Below are 16254 nucleotides of genomic sequence, written 5' to 3' on the forward strand. Positions count from 1 at the left end.
CTGACCGAGGGGAGAGGTTGTGCAGCGCAGCAGGCCGGCGCCCGCTACAGACCCGACGACAGATGAACCCGCACCGATGCCGCGCCGTCAGGCGGCAACGGTGGTGATACCCACGCCGAGGGACGGTGACGGCGCGGCCAGCGCCCCGTGGCCTCGCCTCCCGAGGGTCTACGTGCCACGCCGCTCGCTGTGGGCCGACCTCGACCGCTCCGCCGATGCCGCGATCACGCTGCTGATCGCCCCCGCCGGCGCCGGCAAGACCCTGGGGGTCGCCGGATGGCTGCGGCAGCAGAGCGGCGATGGCCTCCCACGCGCACAGCGCTGGGTGGACGCCGACGGCACGATGACCCCCGATCAGCTCTCCGGCATGATCGACGAGGCAGCAGAGGCCACGCCCCCTCGCATCGTGATCGACGACGCACACCTGCTTCGCGCGGCCACGCACCGGATGCTCAACGAGAGGCTCAACGACGATCCCGACTCCATGCGGCTGCTGATGATCAGCCGTTGGGACCTCCCCTTCACCAGACTGGTGCCGGAGCTACGGGGCAACTTCTCGGTCGTACGAGGCAATGTGCTGCAACTGAGCGACGTCGAGGCCGAGGCGCTCATCGTCGAGCACGCCCGCACCGATTCCAGGCCCGTCATCGACGCCATCGTCCAGCAGGCCGGCGGCTGGTGCGCTGCCGTCGTCCTCGCGGCCCGGTCGGTCCACGCCCGCCCCCCGGGCAGGGCGGGCGAGACCGCTTTCGAGGACGGAACCGTCGGCCTCGGTGACCGGGTGGCGAGCGAGGTGTTCGCGTCGCTGTCCGCACGCGCGAGGCATCTGCTGCTGTGCACGTCTGCCGAGACGGTCGTGACCGCCAGGACCGCCGCCCACCTCTCCCAGGACCCGAGCGCCGGGGAGACGCTGACCGATCTGGAGAGCACCGGACTGCTGGTGACCCGGGCGGTCCCGCTCGTCCCCGACGCCCACGGCGAGGAGGCCTACCGGATCCACCCGCTGCTCGCCGAGGTCGTACGCCGCCGGCTGGTCGCCGGCGGGGTCGACGTCGCCCGGGCGCAGTCGACCGTGGTGCGTGCCGTTCGGATCGACCGGACACGCGGCGAGGCGCGGGGCGCGCTGCGACGGCTCGAAGCCGTCGGCGCCCACGACGAGATGGCGGCCGTACTCGCCGAGGACGGCGTCCGAACGGCGTTACGCGGCGACGGGGATCGCCTCACCCCCTTCGCCCGCAACCTCGCCGAACATGTCGAGACGACCCCGAGGGCGTGGTTCGCCCTCGCGATCGAGGCCTGGCTCGACGGCGGTGTACCCGAGGCCGAGCACTGGCTCGACCGGTGCCTGGCGGAGTCGGAGGCGATGTCGGAGGAGGAGCTCGCCTGCATCGGGCTGATGCGGGCACGACTCGGTCTCGAGCCCCTGCGCGCCGCGACGGAGAGGGCGGCCGAGGTGGTCCGCGGCAGGCACGGCACCGGCGGGGAGGCTGACATCCTGCCGCAGCTGCTCATCGAGCTCGGCATCACGCAGAACTGGCTCGGTCGCCTGCTCGAGGCGGAGCAGAGCCTCACCTCGGCGATCGGGCTGGCTCGCACCTGGGACATGCCGGCGATCGGGGCCGCCGCCTCCAGCCATCTGGCGATGACCGAGTACATGCTCGGTCGCGAGGCGGCCTGCGGAGAGATCGCCGACGAGGCCGCCACCCTCCTCGAACGGGCCGACCAAGATCGCCCGCAGCGCCCTCGTAGCGACTTCACCCGCACCCGGACGGCGCTGGCGGCAGCCCTGGCGCGCACCGCACGGCTCCCCTGGCTCGAGCTGACATCCATCCCGGACGCGAAGCTCCATCCCGCGGACCTGTGCACCCGGTTCTGGATGCGGCTCCGGGAGGCACATGTCACCCTGTCCGGCCACTCGGTCGTACGCGCCCGCCAGATCCTCGGCGAGCCGTTGGACCTGCCCGGGGCCTTCCGGCTGCCGGACCATCTGCAGGTCACTCTGCTGCTCAACCAGGCCGAGCTGGCCGCGCTGGCGACCGACCGGCGTTCACTGAAGTCCGTGGAGGCCGAGCTCACCGAGCACGGGATGCACGGCGAGGCGGCCCTGGCCAGTGCCCTGCTCGCCGACCTCGACGGAAACCGGCGACTCGCCGCGGACCACTTCGACACCGCTGCCCAGCAGGCGAGGTGGTCCCAGCCGATGACCCGAGGGGTCGCGCTCGTCGGGCGCGCGGAGCTGCTCCACGAGCTGGGGGACGTGGACGCGGCGGCCGAGCATCTCCAGCAGGTCGCGATCGAGACCGAGGTGCGCCAGAACGCGATCCCGTTCCTCGGCTGGACCCGGCAGGGGACGCCCGTGCAGACCATGCTGGGACGGTTGCCCGCGCTCCGGCCTCATCGCTGGGTCGGCCGGATCTCGGCCGGCATCGCGGACATGTCCAGCCTGACGACGTACTTCGACCAGGGCACGCCCCGTCCGACCGAGGCGGTCGACGAGGCGGCCGGGCCGCTCCCGGGTCTGAGCGCCAGGGAGCGGGACGTCCTTCGTGAGCTCGCACGCGGGTCGACGTACGCCGACATCAGTGCCGCGCTCTACGTCTCCGAGAACACGGTGAAGACCCACGTCAGCAGCCTGTACGCCAAGCTCGGCGCCTCGCGGCGCAGTCAGGCGCTGGCCGTGGCGCGGAGCCTGAACCTCGTCTGAACGATCCGCGAGATCCGCGGGCGGACCCGGCCGAGGCGATCGAGCTCGCTCTCGGCCGGGGCAGAAACTCAGCTCTTGGCCTCGGAACGGAGCCGGAAGGCCATCACGACGGCGATGATGCCGACGACGATCAGCCACACGCAGGAGATCACCAGGAGCGCACCGAGCGACAGCTTCGGATTGATGAGCAGCACGGCACCGGCGAGGACCGTGATGGCCCCGGCGGTGATGTCCCACATACGTCGCCCAGGAGTCGGCCGGAGGACGGCGCCGATGATGTCGACGATGCCTCCGATGACCCACCAGACCCCGAGCAGGATGGTGACGATGAGCAGCGTCTGGACCGGGTGACGCAGAAAGAGCAGGCCGACGACGATCGCCAGCGCCCCCGAGAATCCGACGACCGCTCGCAGGCCACCCTCCATGGAGCTGCCGGCCACCGCGGCGATGAGGCGGAACACTCCCGACACGATGATCTGGATCGCGATGATCACCGCGACGACGACGAGCGTCTGCTTCGGCCAGACCGCCAGGATGATGCCGAGTGCGGTGGTGACCAGACCGTAGGTCAGGACCAGGCCCCAGTAGTCCCCGAGGCCCTCGAACACCGACCCGGAGCCGACGCGACGCTCCTGAGCCGGCGTGGCCGACCGCGGATCCGGTCCGGCACCCGAGCTCCGTACGTCGGGTCCCGGAGGCTCCGAGCCGGCGACGTCGGAGCCCGGGATGTCGGAGCGGGCCATGTCAGAGCTCGGCATCGCTCGACATCAGCTGCGCGAGCGACCAGATGACGAAGATGTAGAGCGCCAGCATCGCGAGTGCCCACCACGGGTAGTAGGGCATGAACGCGAAGGCGGAGACCGAGCCGATGACGGCGATCACGATGCCGGAGATACGGGCCCACGTCTGACCGAGGAGCAAGCCGATGCCGACGGCTACCGCGATCGCCCCCAGGACGATGTGGATCCAGCCCCAGGCGGTGAGATCGAACTGGTAGACGTAGTCGACACCCCTCACATAGACCGTGTCCTCGGCCACGGCAGCGATGCCGGACAGGATCTGGAAGATACCGACTGTCGTGAGAATGGTGCCTGCGAAGATCGCTCCGGAGAAGGCGAAGGCGGTCTTGACCGGAGTGTCGTAGCCTCCGCCTCGTGGTGTGGTGGTGCTCATGATGAGTACTCCCTGTGGTCGTGAGCGGTTTCTCGTTGACCGCTTCAATGGAGGTGAAGTTAGGCCGCTTCAGCCCCGGCGGGCTCACCCGCAACGGGCGATCCTCCGGCGCCGAAGACGTCGCGCAGCGCTGCTTCCTGGCCATCGGTCAGGTCGGTGAAGATCGGGTCGGACGGCAGTCGCCCTCCGAGCGCGTCCATGACCGAGTCGACGACGCTGTCCGTGGTCAGCACGAACAAGGCCGAGGTCCCGGGGGTGACCCGGTCCCGGATCCTGTTGATGAAGCCGTCGTCGATCCCGACGGCGCTCAGCGCGTCCGAGATCAGCCCGGTGGCGGTGCCCAGCGCGGCGCCGAGCAACGGCACGAAGAAGATGAAGCCGAGCAGAAGCCCCCAGAAGGAGCTGCCCAACGCCGCCCCGCCCACGTCCGAGGCAGGATGCAGCTCGATCGTCCTCAGCTTCGTGGTGCTCGACGGCCAGGAGAGCGCCGCGGCGTCGTGCAGGTCGATGAGACCCTCGTCAGCCAGCTCCTCCAGCGCGTGCATGGTCTCCTCGGCGCCCTCGGGAGTGTCGAACCTCCACACGGCCAGAGTCCCTGTCGACATGTCCTCCCCCGCTTCTGGCGTCCGTCAGCCGAGCAGTCGCTGCTTGGCGGTGGCGAACTCCTCGTCGCTGAGCACCCCCTGGCTGTGCAGCTCACCCAGCTGGGCCAGCTGTCCCGTCAGATCGCTCTGCGCCGGCGCCGCCGGGGCGGGCGGCGCGGCAGGCTGCGGGGGCGGCTGGGCTGCCGCGTACTGCTGTTGTTCGTACGCCTGTGCCTCGGCCTGCTCCTGGGCTCTGGCCGCCTGCCGGCGGTTGATGGCGTTCGAGGTGGCGGTGGCGGTGCCGGCGATGACGGCCGTACGTGCGGCGGCACCGATGAGACCGGGCCGGCCCATGCGTCTGCGCAACATGGCGTTTCTCCTCTCTAGCGGGCGGCGGATGCGAAGGCGACGTCGACGTCCTCGGGCGGCACGCGCAGGAACAGCTCGACCTCGGCACCGACGCTGCGGATCTGACTGACGGCCTCCCGCGCCCAGACCTGCTCGTAGACGACCGCGAGGCCGGCCCGGCCGGGCTCGAGGGCCGTGGCGAACGTCTCGATGTCGGAGTCGCTGAGCAGGTCGTTGGCGTCGATCTGAAGCCCCGCCAGCTCTGCCGGCAGACCCTCGGCCTCTTCCAGGTCGAGCGCCCGGAAGCTGCCGCCGGCGTCCTTGGACATCAGCACGCAGTCGATGATCCGGATCACTCCGCTCTCGACCGGTTGTCGCAGCACCGCCGCGAGGTCGCCGAGCTCGACGTCCTCCGACATCGACAGGAACAGGATCTCGACCGGGCCGCGTTCCATCGTGCCTCCCACGTATCGCACGCCTGCCGGGGCGGCAGGACGGTTCCGACGCTAGGTCGCTCTGCGCCCGTGCTGATCACCCGCATCGGGTGACCTTCGGGCGGGTGACTCGATGCTCACCCCTTCCGGGCGATCCCGGAACAGGCCCGTCGTAGCAGCCTCACCGATCGTGGCCAGACTCATCGCTCCGTCCTTCAGCGGCTACTCGCCGTCCTGGATCAGGTCCGACATCCTCGCCGGGCTCACCGTCTGGGCCGTGCTCGTACCGGAGTCGTTGGCGTACGCCACCATCGCCGGCGTGCCTCCGGTCGTGGGCCTCTACGCGGCCGTGCCGGCGCTGGTGCTCTACAGCCTGCTCGGCTCCTCGCGCCATCTGATCGTCGCGCCGATGTCGGCCACCGCAGCGCTCTCGGCCGGGATCGTGGCGGACTTCGCGTCCGACGGAGCCGACGTCGTCGCGCTCACCGTCGGGCTGGCCATCGCGACCGGGATCGTCGCGCTCATCGCCGGCCTGCTGCGCCTGGGGTTTCTGGCAGCGTTCATCAGCGAGCCGGTATTACGAGGCTTCATCATCGGGCTCGCACTGACGATCATCATCGGACAGCTACCGTCGCTGGTGGGCGTGGAGAAGGGCTCGGGCAACTTCTTCGAGAAGGCCTGGGACCTGCTGCGCCAGCTCGGTGAGGTGGACGCGCTGACCATCGCCATCGGGGTGGGCAGCCTCGCCGTCCTGCTCGTCCTGCGGCGGCTGGTACCGCTCCTTCCCGCCTCCCTGATCGTGGCGCTGGTCTGCATCGGGCTCACCGCCCTGCTCGGCCTCGACGAACGCGGGCTCGCCATCGTGGGCCACATCGACGCCGGCCTGCCCACCATCGGGCTTCCGGACGTGTCGGCTCCCGAGTTCCGCGACCTCCTCGCGGCCGCCGTCGGCGTGATGCTCGTCGGGTTCGCCGAGGGGCTGGGCGCCGCGAAGACGTACGCGGCCAAGAGCGGATACGACATCGACCCGAACCGCGAGCTGCTCGGCCTGGGCGTCTCCAACCTGGGTGCCGGCCTGGCCAGCGGCATGGTGGTCAACGGCTCGCTGTCCAAGACCGCCGTCAACGGCTCGGCCGGGGCGAAGTCGCAGCTCTCGGCGGTGACCGCCGCGGTGCTCACGCTGCTCACCCTGCTGTTCATGACCAAGCTCTTCGCCGACCTTCCCGAGGCCACCCTCGCGGCGATCGTGATCGCCGCGGTGATCGAGCTCGTCGACATCTCCGCGCTGCGCCGGCTGTGGCGGGTCCGGACCGGACAGGTCACCAGGATCTACCAGATCAGCGCCCGCGCCGACTTCGTCGGCGCCGTCGCGGCGCTGATCGGCGTGCTCGTCTTCGACACCCTGCCCGGTCTCGTGATCGGCATCGCCGCCTCGGTCGTCCTGCTCATCGCGCGGACCTCGCGGCCACACATCGCGCCGCTGGCCCCGGTCGAGGGCACCGATGACGACACCGCGTCCGCGCACCCGGGGCTGTGGGTCGACCAGAGCCGCAATCCGGCGTACGCAGGGGTCCCGGGTGTCCTGGTGGTCAGGGTCGAGGCTCCCCTGCTGTTCGTCAACGCCGACTTCGTACGCGAGCGGGTCCGTGAGCTCGCCACGGACGTGCCGGACCTACGACTGGTGGTGCTGGACGGCCGGGCGACGCCTTCGATCGACGTCACCGCCACCGAGATGCTGACCCAGCTGCGTACCGACCTACAGCGTCTCGGCGCCGACCTGACGCTCGCCGGCGACGTGGGCCAGGTACGCGACGTCCTGACCGAGGCCGCCGAGGAAGGCCCGCCGCTGGTCTACCCCACCGTCGAGGCCGCCCTCGCGGCGGCGACCCGGGAGCGGGCTACTGAAGAGCCGCCGTCAGGCGCATGACGTTGTCGACGTACGCGGCCCCACGCCCGCGCCGCGACCACGCCTCGATGCTGAGCTCGCTCGACTTCTCCCGGTAGTCGTCGAGCACGCTCTGCAGGTCGTCGACCACCCGCTCGCTCTCGATCTGCACGATGACCTCGTAGTTGAGCGCGAAGGAGCGGTAGTCCATGTTCGAGGACCCGACGACGGCGATCGTGTCGTCGACGGTGAAGAACTTGGTGTGGAGGACGTACGGCGCCGGGTAGAGCCGGATCCGGACGCCGGCGTCGAGGAGGTCGGCGTAGTAGGAGCGCTGAGCGTGGAAGACCATGAACTGGTCGGCGCCCTCGTTCACGAACAGCTCGACCTGGACGCCCCGCTGAGCGGCGGTCGTGACGGCGTAGAGAAGCGACTCGTCCGGCACGAAGTAGGGACTGACCAGGCAGATCCGCGAGTGCGCGCCGTAGATCAGGGTGTTGAACAGGCGCAGGTTGTTCTCGGTCACGAAACCGGGACCGCTCGGCACGACCTGGCACGCCACGTTCTCGGCCGCGCGCTCCGTCCGCGGGAGCTCCAGGGGCTCGCGCGGCAGGAGCAGGTCCCGGATGCTCTCGGCGGTCTCGGCGTACCAGTCGGTCGCGAAGACGACCGCCAGGTCCCGCACCGCGGGCCCCTCGATCCGGATCATCAGGTCGACCCACTTGCGGCCCGCCTTGTGGTTCTTCGGTTTGTTGTAGCCGGGCTCGATGAGGTTCTGCGAGCCCGCGAACGCCACCACGCCGTCGACGACGAGGATCTTGCGGTGGTTGCGCAGGTCCGGACGGCGGAGCTCACCACGCAGCGGGCGGACGGGCAGCATCGGTGCCCACTTGATGCCGGAACCCTCGAGCCGCGACAGCATGTCCTGGTGGCCGGGGATGCCGCGCGAACCGAGGTGGTCGAAGAGGAAACGTACCTCCACCCCGCGGGCGACGGCGGCGACGAGTGCATCGAAGAAGTCGCTGGTGTCCTCGTCCCAGGCCGAGATGTAGAACTCGACGTGCACGAACCACTTCGCGCTGCGTACGGCCTCGGTCATCGCCGCGAACGTGCGGGCGTAGTCGGGGTGGACCTCGACCCGGTTGTCCCCGGTCATGGGCAGTGATCCCAGGCGCTCGTTGAGCCGCACGGCACCGACCGCGGGGCCCGCCGGAGCCGTCTGTGCCCCCGGGTCGTACCTGATCTCGGCGCTGACCAGGTGGTTGACCTGCCGCTGCCATGCCCGGCGCTTGCGGCCGACGCTGGTGCTGCCGAAGAGCAGGAACGCGAGCAGACCGAACGCGGGCAGCGCCAGGATGAGGAACAGCCAGGCCAGGCCCGTGGACGGCTTCCGGCCGCCGGGGATCACGCCCAGGGCCACCACACAGACGGTGATGTGGGCGAGGACGAGCGCTGCGCTGATGAGGCTCGCGACCCAGGTGGATGCGTCCATCAGAGCGACCCCACTCCGTCGCCGATCATCTTGACCCCGAGCACGACGAGGAGAACCGTCATGATGGCCGCGTTGTTGGCGATCATCCAGGCCTTGATGCCCTCCAACAGCCGGGCTGCGCGCTCACCGGCCAGCAGGTAGATGCCGAACGGCACCAGCACGCCCAGGCTGGCGACGAAGGTGAAGACGGCCATCGCCACGATCCGCTCGCTGGTCACCGCTGTCGCCGTCGCGATCGTGCTGGCGGCCGAGACCACGAGCAGCAGGTTCTTGGGGTTGACCGATCCCAGGAGTACGCCCGTGCCGAACGCCTTGAACGCGTTGAACTCGTCCAGCGCCGCCATCCACGACGGCGTCGGCGCGGTCTCTCCCTCTTCCGGCCTGCCCTGCCAGCTGCGTACGGCCAGCAGCAGGAGCAGCGCTCCGAGGACGATCTTCAGCAGGGCCGCCCAGGTCGGAGTCTCCGCCTCTCCCGATCCGGCCGCACCGACGAGCAGCGCGACGGCCGTACCGAGCACGAAGATGCCCGCCAGCCACCCGGCGACGAAGGCCGCCCCGTTGGCGCTGGCATGGCCGCTGACCAGCATGAGTACCAGTGCGACGATCGGCATGGGGCTGACGAGCACTCCCACGGCGATCGGCAGAGACTCCCCTATTGCTTCGCCCATGGCCCGACTTCAGCGCAGGCCGGCTCGGCCGGCCTCACCTTCTCCGGGTGAGAAACGTACGCACGCGCTGCACGAACCAGGTGATGACCGGGTCCTCGACGAGCAGCCGCCCGAGCAGCGCACCGCCGACGATGATCCCGCCGAAGCCGATCAGCCAGGTCGAGAGCGCGAGGATCACGCCCAGCATGCCGAACTGCTCGGCATTCGACTCGACATAGACAGGCATCAGCCACGCCGATCCTCGGCTGTAGACGACCTGCACGACGCCGGTCAGCACCGCGCCCGGGAGCAGCAGCCATCCTCGGGTGCGCCCGAACAGCAGCACCCAGCCGGTCCCCCACCACACGGCGCTCGCGCCCACGGCCTGGAGCAGCGGCCGGAGCAGGTCCCCAGGATCGGTGAGCAGGTTGACGACCGCGTTGACCAGCCCGAGGCAGGCCAGCCAGACGGCGACCCAGAGCAGGCAGCGACCGGCTCCCCGCAGGCCTCCGACGTGCTCCTGCTCCCAGACCCGCTCGAGCATCCGCTGCACGGCACGACCGAAGGACGTCGCCGACAGGATCGTGATCGCCAGGCCCACCGTACCGGTCTCGGAACGCACCTGATCCAGATCCACCTCTCCGGAGACCTGCTGGACGGCCTCGTCGCCGAGGCCGGTGACATGCGAGACCTGTTGCAGCGCGGCTTCGGTGAGGTGAGGCAGGAAGGCCGCGAGCACGACCAGCATCGGCACAATGGCCAGGAGCGCCTGGGCGGCGATCAGCATGCACCGGTCGATGAACTCGATCCGAATGACCTCTGTGGCCAGCTTCCGCAGCAGAGGGACGTGGGCGACCAGTGCCTCCACCCGGCCCCGCAGGGCAGCCACGTCCACACGAGCAGTGTTCCCCCAGGCACGGCGGCTCACCCTCGCCCGTTTCCGGTGACCGCTCCGGGCGCCGGCCCGCTTACCGTGATGAGACCACCGTCCAAGGCCACTCTTTGGAGCCAACGTGAACGGACACCTGATCGGCGTGACGCGCTCATGACCCGGATCCTCATCCGCGTGGGCTCGTCGGTGTCGGACGACGTCCTCGAGACGTTCCCTCACCTGACCCGAGCCACGCAGCCGGCGACGACGACCCTGGTCGGCGACCTCGCGGACGCCAAGGAGCTGCAGGGGGTGCTGGACCTACTGAGCTCTCTGGGGGTCGACGTCCTCGAGATCGTCACCATCCCCGAGTAGCTCTACCGGAGCGCTGCCCGCGATCAGCGGCATCAGCCAGCTCTTCTCCGGATCGGCCTCCACGAAGACCGCGCGCACGAACAGGCTGAGCGGGACCGCCATCACGGCACCGATCGGACCCATGACCCAGGACCAGACGATCAATGACAGGAACGTCAGGGTCACCGAGAGGCCCACCGCCTCTCCGACGACCTTCGGCTGGATCACCGACTGGATCACCACGTTCAGGAGGCAGTAGACGGCGATGACCGCGAGCATCAGCGAGAGGTCGCCGTCCAGCAGCGCCAGGACCGCCGGTGGTATCAGGCCGATCACGAAGCCGATGTTCGGGATGTAGTTGGTCAGGAACGCGAGCAGTCCCCACACCAACGGCGCCGGCACGCCCAGCAGGTAGAGGGCCAGCGTGTCGAAGGCGGCGACGATCAGACCGAAGACCGTCGAGACGAGCAGGTAGCGACGTGTCCCGACCGCGAACGAGGACAGCGCACCGACGAGGCCCGGGCGCCGGCGGCTGATCGAGGCGAGCTGGCGCGGCAGCGCCGTCGCGTCGATGGCCATGAACAGGCACAGGGCCAGGATGAAGACCACCGTGGACAGCACCCCGAACATCCCGTTCAGAGCACCGGAGACGACGGACAGCAGGTTCGAGAGGTCGAACGACTCGACGATCTTGATCACCTCGTCCGTGCCGATGCCGACCTTGGTGAGCCAGTCGGTCAGCTCCTCGACCTGCTCCTTGGCGACACCGCTGTAGGTGCCCAACAAGGTCGCGAAGCGGGCCACCGCGAGGAGCACACAGACGCCCAGACCAACGACGCCGACGATGACCGCGATGATGGAGAGGGTGGTGGCGACGCCGGACGGGAGGCGCCGCGCCAGCCAGTTCCGGGCCGGGTGGACGACGATGGTCAGCACCATCGCGAGAAACAGCGGTCCGAGGATGCCGCTGGCTGCCTGCAGCCCGGCCACGAGGATCACCACCGCAGCGGATCCGAGCAGGACCCCCAAGACCCTGAACTGCGGTGGCCAGCTCATGGCCGGCTCTTCCGGGCTTTGTGTCCTGGGGCTCACCCAACCATGGTCTAGCCCGTCCGGTCCGCCTGTATCACCCGATAGGGGTGAGCACGACCACCCGAGTGGGCTCATCCCCTGGCCCGTATACGGGCCCTTTGACTCCTTACTTCACCGAAGAGGCGCTGATTGGATGGTTGCCGGTAAAGCCTTGTCGGAGATGCGAGGAGCGTTCGTTTGCGAATGTTGAACACCGGTTCTCGCGCCTACGTGGCGGATACAAGGCTGCACGTTCCACGGATACTGCCCACGTTCGTCAGCCGAGCCCGATTGGTCGAGGATGCCGTCGGGCAGTGCCGGTTCACCCTGGTCTGCGCACCCGCGGGCTACGGGAAGAGCATGCTCGTGGCCGACTGGGCCACCCGTGCCGCCGCCTGCGATGAGCCGGTGGCCTGGTTGTCGCTGCACGAGCAGGACGACAGGCCGTACGAGTTCTGGTCGGCGCTGATCGAGGCCCTCGTCCTCGCCGGACTGCCGGGGAGGACTGAGCAGCTCGACGGGTTGACCCCTCCTGCGCAGGGAACCGAGCCGAGGTTCGTCACGAAGGTGGTCGAGTCGCTCCTGGTCGCCGGTGTGCGCTGGATCGTGCTGGACGACGTACATCTGCTCCACGACACGGAGGTCCTGCGCGGGATCGACATCCTCCTCGCCGAGCTGCCGCCCGAGGTGGGGCTGGTGATGGCGTGCCGGTCCGAGCCGTCGCTCACGCTCCACCGGCTGCGGCTCGACGGGTCGCTCTCGGACGTACGCGGCAAGGACCTCGCCTTCACCGACGTCGAGGCGCTGGAGCTGTTCGCGATCAGTGGCCTACCGATGACGGCCGACGCGATCTCGAGTCTCGTCGGCCTGACCGAGGGCTGGGCCGCCGCGCTGCGGATGGCGGTGCTCGCGGCCGTGGTCGGTGGCGACGACCCCGCCGAGGTCGTCGCGGCCTTCGACGGCGATGTCCGCACGATGATCGAGTACGTCCTGACCGAGGTCGTCCACCGACTCGACCCGGAGCTGGTCGAGTTCCTCTACGCCACCTGCGCACCCCACCACCTGTCCATCGATCTGGCTGCCCACCTCTCCGGCAGACCCGACGCCGGTGCCCTGCTGGACCGGCTGTGCGCGGCGAACGCGCTCGTCAGCCAGTCGGGCGACTCGGCGTGGTACCGCTACCACGCCTTGCTGCGGAGCTGCCTGCTCGCCGCTCTGGCCCGACGCGACGTCGAGGCGCCGGCACGCCAGCACCGGGCCACCGCCGCCTGGCTCGACTCACATGGCGAACCAGCGACCGCGCTGCGGCACGCGACTCGGGCTGGGGACGAGGCCCTGCTCGTCGGCATGCTCCGCGCGAGCGGGCTCCAGATGGTCCTGTCCGGCCGCGGCGATCTCGTGCGCGAGGCCATCACATCCCGCGATTCGCCCGTCACCGACCATCGGGTCGCGGTCATCGCCGCCCTGGCGGCGCTGGACGTGAACGACCTCCCTGCGGCCGACGATGCGCTGAGTGCGGCGTCGGGCGACGATCCGCCGTCCGACCCGACGTACGCCGCGATGCTCGCCGCGGCCGTCGTCCAGCGGGCCCTCGCCGGGGGCGACGTCGTCGCTGCCCTGCAGGACAGCGCGATCCTCGACATCGCCACGACGGGTGACGGCGACGTCAACCTGGTCCTCCTCTCCCAGCGCGGACCCGCCCGGATGCGCGCCGGCGACTACCTCGGAGCGATCGACGACCTCGAAGAGGCGCTGGCGCTGGCCCGCAGCCGTCGCTACGACCAGGTCGTGCTCGAGACCATGTCGCAGCTGTCCGGGATGGCCGGCGCCATGTGCGACTTCCAGGCCGCCCTCGACTGGTCCGACCACGCCATCGCGTTCGCCACCCGGCACGGCTGGCGAGACTCGACGCGGCTCGCCCACTCCTACCTCGTCGCCGCGTGGACCGCCTTCCAGACGGGCGACGGCCGAAGACAGCTGGAGTACGCCGACCTCGGCATGCGCGCGCTGGACGGGGTGAACGACGCCGAGGTCGGGCTCGGCATCCGCGGCATGCACGCACTGGCGACCTTCGAGGCCACGACGGGACAGGAGCGGGCCGCGGCCGCCGAGACCTTCCGGCGCCTCTGGCAGCTCGACGCCGCCCACCATGTCTCTCCTGCGGCGATCAGTGCCAGCACGCCCCAGGAGATCAGGATCGCCCTCGCCATCGGCAACGAGAACTGGGCTGGAGAGATCGCGGCACGTGTGCGCGACCAGATGCCCGGCAGCGCCGAGAGCACGATTCCGGAGGCGCAGATACTCGCCGCCGCCGGACGGACCCGCGACGCACTGACCGAGCTCGAGCCGGTGCTCGACGGGACCCGCCCGGCCCACGTACCGACGACCGTCGTCTACGCGCAGGTGCTGGCAGCGGCCCTGGAGTCGTCCGTGGGCAATGACGTCCGCGCGTTCGACGTACTCAGAAAGGCGCTCGAGTGGGCGGTGCCCAACAACTTCCGCCGGCCGTTCATCGACGTGTGGCCACATCTGGAGCCGCTGCTGTCGAGGAACCGCTCGCGGTTCGGTCCCGCGGAGGGCTTCGTCGCGGCCCTGCTCGCCCATCACGCCGAGCGGACCGACCGCGCCACGGGGGTGATCGACACGCTGCTGAGCGCGCGCGAGCTCGACGTGCTCCACGACCTCCCCTCGCGGCTGACGATCCCCGAGATCGCGGAGGCCGAAGGAGTCAGCGAGAACACCGTGAAGACGCACGTACGCTCGATCTATCAGAAGCTGGGCGTGAACACGCGGTCGGCAGCGGTGCGCGAGGCACGCGGACGCGGCCTGATCTGAGACCGCCCGCGAGAGGTCACCGGATCTCGGGGGCGGTCGCGCTCCGCGCGACCGTCGAGACCAGGGACCCGATGGCGATCCCGATCACCAGGTTGATCAGCATCGTGACGAGCTTGGTGTCCAGCCCCGCGTCGGAGGTGAACGGCCACAGCGCCGCGATGACGGTGGCCAGGCCGACGATCCACCCGAAGAAGGTCCGTGGCTGCGGTGTGGTCAGGAGGAGGACGTGGGCCACGGCCGTGGCCAGCAGCCCGGCGATCGCTGCCCAGACGGCGTACCACCATGTCGAGGCGTCTCCCCAGACCCCGTCGCCCTCGGGGGCGAGGATGGGCACGTCGAAGATGCCACGGGCGATCACGATGCCGGCGACCGCGAGCAGCGCGGCCACGACCGCGGCGGCGGCGCCGCCCGCCCAGAGCCGGCCGGCGTTCACCGTGGGCTGCAGTCGTCGGGCGGGAGGTTGGTTCATCGCCATGATCAGTCTCCGTCGTCAGTCGGTTCTGTGGTCTCGGCGCGGAGGATGTCCTTGAGCTCCTCGGCGACCGCGTCGTCCAGCTCGGCGTAGACGAGCGTCGGGTTTCCGTGCTTCATGGCCGCGGCGACCGCGTCCGGGTCCCCGTCGCTGCTCAGCACGACCAGCGCGGACTTGCCTGGCCCGAGGTGGCCGGCGACCTCGGTGAGCAGCTCGTCGCCGATGCCGGCCTGCCTCAGCCGTTGAACCGCGGCCGCGGACGCCGCCCCCACAACGGCGCCCGCGACCGGGTTGAACACGAGGATCCCGAGAAGACCACCGAGCAACGAGCCCTTGGCCGCGGCGCCCGTCGTACGGTGGCGAAGATGACCGATCTGCGGCTCCGAAGCTCCCGGGAACCAGGTGAGCGTGATGGCGTCATGGACCGTGAGCGCACCACGCTCCTGCAGGTCCTGGAGCCAGACCTCGGCGTCTGAAGCGCCCATGATCCGGTCGTAGACCCACGCGGTCAGGCTGGCCATGACGTCACTCGGCGAAGACCTCGCGCAGCGCCTTCTCCTGCTCACTGCTGAGGTTGGTGAAGATCAGGTCCCCCTCGTGGCCCTTCATCGCCTCGTGCACCTTGTCGACCACCGCGTCGGAGGTCATCAGGAACAGTGCCGAGGTGCCGGGGGTGACCTGGTCGCGGACCTTGTTGATGAAGGCGTCGTCGATGCCCACGTCGGTCAACGATCCGGTCAGGGCGCCGGTCGCGGCGCCGACCGCTGCACCCAGCAGCGGGACGAAGAAGATGAGGCCGAAGAGCATGCCCCAGAACGTGCCGCTCATCGCGCCCATGGCCTTGGTGCTGGTCAGCTGCTTGGTCCTCGGCTTCTTCTTGCCGACCTCCCAGTGCACGGTCGCGGCGTCCTCGAGGATGATGAGGTTTTGCCTGACCAGCTCCTCGAGCCTCTTCACAGCTTGGTCTGCGCCGTCGGTCGTGTCGTACTTCCATACCGTCAGGGTCGCCATCTCACGTCCTTGCCGTCGTCGACTGCGTTCGTCATCGACGATCCCGGCGCTGCGTGCGGACAGCATCACCCGAATTCGGTGAACCACGGCGCTGAGGTGATTCGTAGCGTGCCGTACGTGAGCAGTCGAGGAAGACCATGACGAGGGTCCTGATCAGGGTGAACGGCGAGCTCTCCCGTGAGCTCCAGAAGGCGTTCCCGCAGCTGGCCGTCCAGGCCCATCACGAGCAGTCGACCCTCACCGGCGAGGTCCCCGACCAGGAGGCGCTGCAGGGTGTCCTGCACGCGCTGCGTGCCGATGACATCGACGTCATCGAGGTCGTCACCATCCCCGACTGACAGAGCTCCCCGCCGAGTCGGCTCGTCTTGACGAG

Annotated in this window: 17 protein-coding genes; 5 read left to right on the forward strand and 12 right to left on the reverse strand. The window is 69.7% G+C overall.

All coding sequences use genetic code 11. The annotated features are described in order from the left end of the window. The first annotated feature begins 172 nt into the window (after positions 1-172). The gene (locus ABT304_RS17075; RefSeq protein ID WP_350716875.1) at positions 173-2704 is read left to right on the forward strand and encodes a helix-turn-helix transcriptional regulator; all 2532 of its coding nucleotides are present in this window, start codon (positions 173-175) and stop codon (positions 2702-2704) included. A gap of 68 nt (positions 2705-2772) precedes the next feature. On the opposite strand, the gene ABT304_RS17080 is transcribed toward ABT304_RS17075, so the two are convergent. From ABT304_RS17080 to ABT304_RS17100, 5 genes are read right to left on the reverse strand one after another with little or no spacing between them, the layout of a single operon-like run. Continuing rightward, the gene (locus ABT304_RS17080; RefSeq protein WP_350716876.1) at positions 2773-3462 is read right to left on the reverse strand and encodes an HdeD family acid-resistance protein; all 690 of its coding nucleotides are present in this window, start codon (positions 3460-3462) and stop codon (positions 2773-2775) included. Continuing rightward, positions 3449-3877, reverse strand: coding sequence for a DUF7144 family membrane protein (locus ABT304_RS17085; RefSeq protein WP_350716878.1), 429 nt, complete (start codon positions 3875-3877; stop codon positions 3449-3451). Before ABT304_RS17085 ends, ABT304_RS17080 begins: the two co-directional genes overlap by 14 nt. A 59-nt stretch (positions 3878-3936) precedes the next feature. Next, positions 3937-4482 (reverse strand): DUF1269 domain-containing protein, encoded by a 546-nt coding sequence (locus ABT304_RS17090; protein ID WP_350716880.1) that lies wholly within the window; start codon positions 4480-4482, stop codon positions 3937-3939. A 24-nt stretch (positions 4483-4506) separates the two neighbouring features. After that, positions 4507-4830 carry an SHOCT domain-containing protein gene (locus tag ABT304_RS17095; protein WP_350716882.1) on the reverse strand — a complete coding sequence of 108 codons (324 nt, stop codon included), beginning with the start codon at positions 4828-4830 and terminating at the stop codon, positions 4507-4509. Positions 4831-4844: 14 nt separating this feature from the next. Continuing rightward, positions 4845-5264, reverse strand: coding sequence for a DUF6325 family protein (locus ABT304_RS17100; protein WP_350716884.1), 420 nt, complete (start codon positions 5262-5264; stop codon positions 4845-4847). 169 nt (positions 5265-5433) lie between these two features. On the opposite strand from ABT304_RS17100, the gene ABT304_RS17105 reads away from it, so the two are divergent. Continuing rightward, complete coding sequence (locus tag ABT304_RS17105) at positions 5434-7170, forward strand: SulP family inorganic anion transporter (RefSeq protein WP_350716886.1); 1737 nt, start codon at positions 5434-5436, stop codon at positions 7168-7170. Here ABT304_RS17105 and cls read toward each other — a convergent pair. The 3 genes from cls to ABT304_RS17120 are packed head-to-tail and all read right to left on the reverse strand — an operon-like array spanning position 7142 to position 10162. Beyond that, positions 7142-8620: a cardiolipin synthase gene (gene cls, locus ABT304_RS17110; protein ID WP_350716887.1), complete on the reverse strand. Its 1479-nt coding sequence runs from the start codon at positions 8618-8620 to the stop codon at positions 7142-7144. The genes ABT304_RS17105 and cls overlap by 29 nt on opposite strands. Next, on the reverse strand, positions 8620-9288 hold the full coding sequence (locus ABT304_RS17115) for a GAP family protein (protein WP_350716889.1): 669 nt from the start codon (positions 9286-9288) through the stop codon (positions 8620-8622). Before ABT304_RS17115 ends, cls begins: the two co-directional genes overlap by 1 nt. A 34-nt stretch (positions 9289-9322) precedes the next feature. Continuing rightward, entirely contained in the window at positions 9323-10162 is an 840-nt protein-coding gene (locus ABT304_RS17120) for a YhjD/YihY/BrkB family envelope integrity protein (RefSeq protein WP_350716891.1), read from the reverse strand. 150 nt (positions 10163-10312) lie between these two features. Between ABT304_RS17120 and ABT304_RS17125 the strand changes: the two genes are divergently transcribed. Then, entirely contained in the window at positions 10313-10513 is a 201-nt protein-coding gene (locus tag ABT304_RS17125) for a DUF8691 family protein (protein ID WP_350716893.1), read from the forward strand. Here the strand turns inward: ABT304_RS17125 and ABT304_RS17130 are convergent. After that, positions 10460-11548 (reverse strand): AI-2E family transporter, encoded by a 1089-nt coding sequence (locus ABT304_RS17130; protein ID WP_350716895.1) that lies wholly within the window; start codon positions 11546-11548, stop codon positions 10460-10462. The two genes, ABT304_RS17125 and ABT304_RS17130, sit on opposite strands and share 54 nt — an antisense overlap. A 306-nt stretch (positions 11549-11854) precedes the next feature. Here ABT304_RS17130 and ABT304_RS17135 point away from each other — a divergent pair, with 306 nt between their 5' ends. Next, positions 11855-14398, forward strand: coding sequence for a winged helix-turn-helix domain-containing protein (locus ABT304_RS17135; protein WP_350716897.1), 2544 nt, complete (start codon positions 11855-11857; stop codon positions 14396-14398). A gap of 16 nt (positions 14399-14414) precedes the next feature. Here ABT304_RS17135 and ABT304_RS17140 read toward each other — a convergent pair whose 3' ends face one another. The 3 genes from ABT304_RS17140 to ABT304_RS17150 are packed head-to-tail and all read right to left on the reverse strand — an operon-like array spanning position 14415 to position 15881. Beyond that, complete coding sequence (locus tag ABT304_RS17140; protein ID WP_350716899.1) at positions 14415-14873, reverse strand: DUF6069 family protein; 459 nt, start codon at positions 14871-14873, stop codon at positions 14415-14417. A gap of 2 nt (positions 14874-14875) precedes the next feature. After that, positions 14876-15391 carry a DUF1269 domain-containing protein gene (locus tag ABT304_RS17145; RefSeq protein ID WP_350716901.1) on the reverse strand — a complete coding sequence of 172 codons (516 nt, stop codon included), beginning with the start codon at positions 15389-15391 and terminating at the stop codon, positions 14876-14878. 4 nt (positions 15392-15395) lie between these two features. Beyond that, positions 15396-15881: a DUF1269 domain-containing protein gene (locus tag ABT304_RS17150; RefSeq protein WP_350716903.1), complete on the reverse strand. Its 486-nt coding sequence runs from the start codon at positions 15879-15881 to the stop codon at positions 15396-15398. Between the two features lie 137 nt (positions 15882-16018). On the opposite strand from ABT304_RS17150, the gene ABT304_RS17155 reads away from it, so the two are divergent. Continuing rightward, entirely contained in the window at positions 16019-16219 is a 201-nt protein-coding gene (locus ABT304_RS17155; RefSeq protein WP_160023944.1) for a DUF8691 family protein, read from the forward strand. The last annotated feature ends 35 nt before the right edge of the window (positions 16220-16254 follow it).

This window comes from Nocardioides sp. NPDC000445 (assembly GCF_040300245.1).
Lineage (GTDB): Bacteria > Actinomycetota > Actinomycetes > Propionibacteriales > Nocardioidaceae > Nocardioides.

Coding starts and splice junctions, on each gene's coding strand:
- ABT304_RS17080 (WP_350716876.1), bottom strand. CDS start 3,462: ATGCCGAGCTCTGACATGGCCCGCTCCGACATCCCGGGCTCCGACGTC.
- ABT304_RS17085 (WP_350716878.1), bottom strand. CDS start 3,877: ATGAGCACCACCACACCACGAGGCGGAGGCTACGACACTCCGGTCAAG.
- ABT304_RS17090 (WP_350716880.1), bottom strand. CDS start 4,482: ATGTCGACAGGGACTCTGGCCGTGTGGAGGTTCGACACTCCCGAGGGC.
- ABT304_RS17095 (WP_350716882.1), bottom strand. CDS start 4,830: ATGTTGCGCAGACGCATGGGCCGGCCCGGTCTCATCGGTGCCGCCGCA.
- ABT304_RS17100 (WP_350716884.1), bottom strand. CDS start 5,264: ATGGAACGCGGCCCGGTCGAGATCCTGTTCCTGTCGATGTCGGAGGAC.
- cls (WP_350716887.1), bottom strand. CDS start 8,620: ATGGACGCATCCACCTGGGTCGCGAGCCTCATCAGCGCAGCGCTCGTC.
- ABT304_RS17115 (WP_350716889.1), bottom strand. CDS start 9,288: ATGGGCGAAGCAATAGGGGAGTCTCTGCCGATCGCCGTGGGAGTGCTC.
- ABT304_RS17125 (WP_350716893.1), top strand. CDS start 10,313: ATGACCCGGATCCTCATCCGCGTGGGCTCGTCGGTGTCGGACGACGTC.
- ABT304_RS17130 (WP_350716895.1), bottom strand. CDS start 11,548: ATGAGCTGGCCACCGCAGTTCAGGGTCTTGGGGGTCCTGCTCGGATCC.
- ABT304_RS17140 (WP_350716899.1), bottom strand. CDS start 14,873: ATGGCGATGAACCAACCTCCCGCCCGACGACTGCAGCCCACGGTGAAC.
- ABT304_RS17145 (WP_350716901.1), bottom strand. CDS start 15,391: ATGGCCAGCCTGACCGCGTGGGTCTACGACCGGATCATGGGCGCTTCA.
- ABT304_RS17150 (WP_350716903.1), bottom strand. CDS start 15,881: ATGGCGACCCTGACGGTATGGAAGTACGACACGACCGACGGCGCAGAC.
- ABT304_RS17155 (WP_160023944.1), top strand. CDS start 16,019: ATGACGAGGGTCCTGATCAGGGTGAACGGCGAGCTCTCCCGTGAGCTC.